A 6,159-nucleotide genomic window follows, 5' to 3' on the forward strand; every position below is an offset into this window, starting at 1 on the left:
AGCTCGCTCCTACAGGGGGATATGGGCTGCTGCCAGTAGCTCTTTGGTGTAGGGGTGCTGCGGTGCATCGAACACCTCATGGCTCGCGCCGGCCTCCACCACCTTGCCGTCCTTGATCACGATCATGTCATGTGCCATCGCGCGCACCACCGCCAGGTCATGGCTGATAAACAGGTAAGTCAGGCCGTACTTCTCCTGCAGTTCACGCAGCAGCGCCACCACTTGTTTTTGCACGGTACGGTCAAGGGCCGAGGTGGGTTCGTCGAGTAGCATCAGCGCCGGCTTGAGTACCAAAGCGCGGGCGATGGCAATGCGTTGGCGCTGGCCGCCGGAAAACTCATGGGGGTAACGGTGGCGGCTGGCAGGGTCGAGCCCCACGTCCTTGAGCACCTGCACCACCTGCGCATCGCGGTCGGCCAGGCTACACGGCGCATGCACCTCCAGGCCTTCGCTGATGATCTGCTCCACGGTCATGCGCGGGCTGAGGCTGCCGTAAGGGTCCTGGAACACCACCTGCATCTGCTTGCGCCATGGGCGCATCTGCTGGTGGTTCAGCGGGTCGAGGGCTTCACCCTGGAAGCGGATGCTGCCCGTGGAGTCCAGCAGCCGCAGGATCGCCTGGCCCAGGGTGGATTTGCCCGAGCCGGACTCGCCGACAATCCCCAGGGTCTTGCCGCGCTGCACGCTGAGGCTGATGCCGTCTACTGCGCGCAGGTAGGTCTTGCGCCGGAACAACCCGCCGCCGAGGGGGAATCGCACGCTCAGGTCGTCCACCTGCAAAACGGTTTCGCGTTCGTCACTGCACAGCACATCACCGTCCGGCTCGGCATCCAGCAGCAGGCGGCTGTACGGGTGTTGCGGCGCAGTGAACAGGCTCTGGCAGTCGGCCTGCTCGACAATCTCGCCGGCGCGCATCACGCACACGCGCTGGGCGATGCTGCGCACCAGGTTGAGGTCGTGGCTGATCAGCAGCAGCGACATGCCCAAGCGTTGTTGCAGGGACTTGAGCAGCAGCAGGATCTTGCGCTGCACGGTCACATCCAACGCGGTGGTGGGTTCGTCGGCGATCAGCAGTTCCGGTTCGCAGGCCAGGGCCATGGCGATCATCACCCGCTGGCGTTGCCCGCCGGACAGTTGATGGGGATAGGCCTTGAGCCGCTCCCGGGGTTTCTGGATGCCCACCAGGTCAAGCAATTCCAGAATGCGCGCCTGGGCCGCCTTGCCACCCAGGCCCTTGTGCAACAGCAGGGTTTCGCCGATCTGCTTTTCGATGCTGTGCAACGGGTTCAGGGAGGTCATCGGCTCCTGGAAGATCATCGCAATGCGGTTGCCGCGCAGCTTCTGCAGGGTCGCCGCCGATGCGCCGATCAGTTCCTGGCCGCGGTACTGGATGGAACCGGTGGTTTCAGTGCCGGCTTCGGGCAGCAATTGCAGGATCGAGTGGGCCGTCACCGACTTGCCCGAGCCTGACTCGCCTACCAGCGCCAGGCACTCGCCGGGGCGCACGTCCAGGCTCAGGTTGCGCACCACGGTCTGGCCGCTGAAGGCGACGCTGAGGTCGCGGATTTCGATCAGGTTCATAGGCGGTCACTCATGAGCGTGGGTCGAAGGCATCACGCAATGCCTCGCCGATAAACACCAGCAGCGACAAGATCAGCGCCAGTGTGAAGAACGCCGTCAGGCCCAGCCAGGGCGCTTGCAGGTTCTGCTTGCCCTGGGCGATCAACTCGCCCAGGGAGGCGCTGCCTGCCGGCATGCCGAAACCGAGGAAATCCAGGGCGCTCAGGGTAGAAATTGCGCCGGTCAGGATGAACGGCAGGTAGCTCAAGGTGGCGGTCATGGCGTTGGGCAGGATATGCCGGCGAATGATCTTGCCGTCACCCAAACCCAAGGCCCGTGCAGCCTTGACGTATTCCAGGTTGCGCCCGCGCAGGAACTCGGCGCGCACCACGTCCACCAGGGCCAGCCAGGAAAACAGCGCCATGATCCCCAGCAGCCACCAGAAATTCGGTTCGACAAAACCGGACAGGATGATCAGCAGGTACAGCACCGGCAGCCCGGACCACACCTCCAGCACGCGCTGGCCAATCAAATCCACCCAGCCGCCGTAATAGCCCTGCAATGCGCCGGCCGCAATACCGATGGCGGCGCTGATCGCGGTGAGCGCCAGGGCAAACAGGATCGATACCCGCGCACCAAAAATCACCCGCGCCAACACATCCCGCGACTGGTCATCGGTGCCCAGCCAGTTCACCGCCGAGGGCGGGCTGGGGGCAGGGCGGGTCAGTTCGTAGTTGGGCGTGTCGTCGCTGAACGGGATCGGCGGGAACAGCATCCAGCCGCCGTCCTGCTCGATCAGCTTTTTCACGTAGTCACTGCGATAGTCGGCCTGGAACGGTAGCTGGCCGCCGAACTGTTGCTCGGTGTACCGCTTGAACACCGGGAAATACAGTTCGTTCTTGAAACTCAACAGCAGGGGCTTGTCGTTGGCGATCAATTCGCCACCGAGGGTCAGGATAAACAGGCCGATAAACAGCCACAGCGACCACCAGCCGCGACGGTTCTTCTTGAAGCGTTCGAAACGGCGGCGCGCCACGGGAGACAGCTTAAGCATCAGGCGTTCCTCGCGGCGAAGTCGATACGCGGGTCTACCAGGGTGTAGCAGAGGTCACCGATGAGTTTTATCAAGAGGCCGAACAACGTGAAGATGAACAACGAACCGAACACCACCGGGTAATCGCGGGAGACGGCGGCTTCGTAGCTCATGCGGCCGAGGCCATCGAGGGAAAAGATCACCTCGATCAGCAGGGAGCCGGCGAAGAACACGGCGATGAACGCCTGGGGAATCCCCGAGATCACCAGCAACATGGCGTTGCGAAATACGTGGCCGTACAACACGCGCCGTTCGCTCAGGCCCTTGGCGCGCGCGGTCACCACGTACTGGCGCGTGATTTCATTGAGGAATGAGTTTTTGGTGAGGATGGTCAGCGTCGCGAAACCGCCGATGACCAACGAGGTCACCGGCAACACCAGGTGCCAGAAATAATCGGCAATCTTGCCCACGGTGCTGAGGTCTTCGAAGTTCTCCGAGACCAGCCCGCGCACCGGGAACCAGTTCAGCGACGTACCGCCGGCAAACACCACGATCAGGAACATCGCAAACAGGAACGCCGGCATCGCGTAGCCGATGACGATCGCGGTGCTGCTCCACACATCGAAGCTGCTGCCATGGCGCACCGCCTTGCGAATACCCAAGGGGATCGACACCAGGTAGGTGATCAGCGTGGCCCAGAGGCCGAGGGAGATGGTCACCGGCATTTTTTCCAGGATCAGGTCGATCACCGTCTTGCCGCGAAAAAAGCTGTTACCAAAGTCCAGTTGCGCGTAGCTCTTGAGCATCAACCACAGGCGCTCCGGGGCAGGCTTGTCGAAGCCGTATTGCTTTTCGATGTCCTTGATCAGCTTCGGGTCCAGGCCACGGCTGGCACGCGAGCCGCCGCCGATGCCTTCGCCGGAAGACCCCCCGACGCCACCGGTGCCGCCGATGCCTTGCAGGTGGGCGATGGCCTGTTCTACCGGGCCACCGGGAGCGGCCTGCACGATCACGAAATTCACCAGCAGGATGATCACCAGCGTCGGAATGATCAGCAGCAGGCGCCGCACGATATAGGCAAACATCAGTGAGCCCCTCCGCGTTTTTTCAGCTCAGCGTTCATTTGTTCGTTGGTCAGTGGCGTGGGACTGATTTCCCACCAGGTTTCCAGGGCTTCGTCGTTTTTCGCCTCGGTGGCCGGTCGGCCGAAGCGATTCCACCACGCGGCGGACGTGCCGGGCGGGTAGTAATTGGGGATCCACAGGTAATTCCATTGCAGCACCCGGTCCAGCGCGTGGGCGTAGGTGAGCATCTGCGCCTGGGTGTCGGCCTTGACCAGGCCCTTGATCAGGCTGTCGACGGCGGGGTCTTTGAGTACCGCGTAATTGTTGGCGCCTGGGTCGTAGGCTGCCTCCGAGCCGAAATAGTTGTACAGCTCCATGCCCGGAGACGTCGTGACGGGAAAGCCGATCACGATCATGTCGTAGTCCCTGGCCATTATCCGATTGACGTACTGCGAGGAGTCGATACGACGGATGTTCAAGGTAATACCGATCTGCGCCAGGTTACGTTTGTACGGTAGCAGCAGGCGCTCAAGGCCGTTCTGAGTGTTAAGGAACGTGAACTCCAGTGGCTCGCCCTCGGCGTTGACCAGTTTGTCGCCGTCCGGTTTCCAGCCGGCTTCCTCTAGCAACGCGAGGGCCTGCAGCTGTTTGTCGCGGATCATGCCGCTGCCGTCGGTGACCGGCGCCTTGAACACCTGGGTGAACACCTCGTCGGGCACCTGGCCGCGCAAGGGTTCGAGAATCGCCAGCTCCTCTTGGGTAGGCGGCTGGCTGGCCGCCAAAGGGCTATTGGAGAAATAGCTTTGCTGGCGGATGTACATATTCCGCATCATCTGCCGGTTGGCCCATTCGAAGTCCCACAGCATCGCCAGGGCCTGGCGCACGCGGCGGTCCTTGAACATCGGTTTTTGCACATTGAACACATAACCCTGGGCCGGTTGCGGCATCTCCTTGGCCAAGTGCGCGCGTTGCAGGCGGCCATCATCCAGGGCCGGGCCGTTGTAGCCGATGGAGTAACCGGTGGCGGAAAACTCGCGGTTGAAGTCGTAGGCACCGCCGCGCAATACCTGGCGGGCCACTTCGGTGTCGCCGAAATACTCCAGGCTCAAGTGATCGAAGTTGTACAGGCCACGGCTGACGGGCAGGTCCTTGCCCCACCAGTTCGGGTCGCGGGTAAAGGTGATGGTGCTGCCGGAGTCGATCTTGCTGACTTTATAGGGGCCGCTGCCGAGAGGCGCTTCATAGCCGCCGCCGTTGGCGAAGTCGCGGGTCTTCCACCAGTGTTCCGGGAAGACCGGCAGGGTGGCGATGTCCAGGGGCAGGGTGCGGTTTTCATTGCTGGAGAAATCGAAGCGCACTTGGCGTTCGCCCTCGACTTCGACGTGCTTCACGTCGGCAAACAGGGTGCGAAAGCGCAGGCTGCCTTGGGTCATCAGCAGGTCGAAGCTGTAGCGCACGTCCTCGGCAGTGATGGGTTTACCGTCCGCAAAACGTGCCTTGGGATTGAGGAAAAAACGCAGCGACAGGCCGTCATCGGCGCGCTCCATTTTTTCGGCCACCAGGCCGTAAACGGTGTAGGGCTCGTCCAGGGAGCGCTGGGCCAGGGGCGCATACAGCCAGCCGTCGACCTGGGAAACCCCGATGCCTTTGTCGATATAGGGCAACACGTGGTCAAAGCGCCCGATCTCGATGGCCGAACGGCGCAGGCTACCGCCCTTGGGGGCATTCGGGTTGGCGTAGTCGAAATGGGTAAAGCCGGCGGGGTACTTGGCCGGTTCGCCGTACACGGTCAGGTACGGTTGCGGTGCCGCGATCACGGCCGTGCTGGCCAGCAGCAGGGCCAGGGTCGAACTAAAAATGTAGGAAAAAGCCAATCGCATTGTCAGCCTTGAACGCCGTGTGAAGTAGAAAAGGGATTTGTACGCTAACGGCATCAGCGTCGCCAGTCATCACATGCACAACGGCCCACCTAAAGGCGGGCCGTTGTTTAGAGCATCAGCGCAGACTGGATCAGTCCTGGCGGCTGGTGACTTCCAGCAGGTGGTAGCCGAACTGGGTTTTCACAGGGCCTTGCACGGTGTTGACCGGGGCGCTGAAGACGACAGTGTCGAATTCCTTGACCATCTGGCCTGGACCGAACGAACCCAGGTTGCCGCCGTCGCGGCTGGACGGGCAGCTGGAGTTGGCTTTGGCGATTTCTGCGAAATCGGCGCCGCCTTCGATTTGGGCCTTGAGTTCGTTGCACTTGTCTTCAGTGGAAACGAGGATGTGACGGGCGGTGGCTTTGGCCATGGGGAGTAACTCCTTGAATGAAAAGGGTGAGCCTACCGGATTCAGGCGGTTATTTCTTGGCAAAGTTCCGTTGGGGTGGTGGTGTACATATCCTTTGCTGCGGTAACGGCCACTTAGGGTTCCGCTCTTACAGCGGCTCACTTTTGGAAAGACCGGAATGCCGGCCCAGCCAAAAGTAAGCAAAAGGTCTTCGCCCCAACACTCGGCACC

General features: G+C 61.7%; 5 protein-coding genes. All 5 read right to left on the reverse strand.

The genetic code is table 11. From position 1 onward, the window contains the following. Positions 1-9: 9 nt before the first annotated feature. The 5 genes from HX868_RS10485 to HX868_RS10505 all read right to left on the reverse strand — a co-directional run bounded on the left by HX868_RS10485 (position 10) and on the right by HX868_RS10505 (position 5,949). A complete protein-coding gene (locus tag HX868_RS10485) occupies positions 10-1,581 on the reverse strand; it encodes an ABC transporter ATP-binding protein (RefSeq protein WP_177002799.1) in 1,572 nt (523 codons plus the stop codon). Positions 1,582-1,591: 10 nt separating this feature from the next. Further along, entirely contained in the window at positions 1,592-2,614 is a 1,023-nt protein-coding gene (locus HX868_RS10490; RefSeq protein ID WP_177002800.1) for an ABC transporter permease, read from the reverse strand. Then, a complete protein-coding gene (locus tag HX868_RS10495; RefSeq protein WP_177002801.1) occupies positions 2,614-3,678 on the reverse strand; it encodes a microcin C ABC transporter permease YejB in 1,065 nt (354 codons plus the stop codon). The genes HX868_RS10490 and HX868_RS10495 overlap by 1 nt, the downstream gene beginning before the upstream one ends. Next, entirely contained in the window at positions 3,678-5,537 is a 1,860-nt protein-coding gene (locus HX868_RS10500) for an extracellular solute-binding protein (protein ID WP_177002802.1), read from the reverse strand. The genes HX868_RS10495 and HX868_RS10500 overlap by 1 nt, the downstream gene beginning before the upstream one ends. Positions 5,538-5,667: 130 nt before the next feature. Next, positions 5,668-5,949 (reverse strand): peptidylprolyl isomerase, encoded by a 282-nt coding sequence (locus tag HX868_RS10505; protein WP_010210937.1) that lies wholly within the window; start codon positions 5,947-5,949, stop codon positions 5,668-5,670. Positions 5,950-6,159 lie beyond the last annotated feature (210 nt).

It is taken from the genome of Pseudomonas reactans (genome assembly GCF_013385825.1).
GTDB classification, from domain to species: domain Bacteria; phylum Pseudomonadota; class Gammaproteobacteria; order Pseudomonadales; family Pseudomonadaceae; genus Aquipseudomonas; species Aquipseudomonas reactans.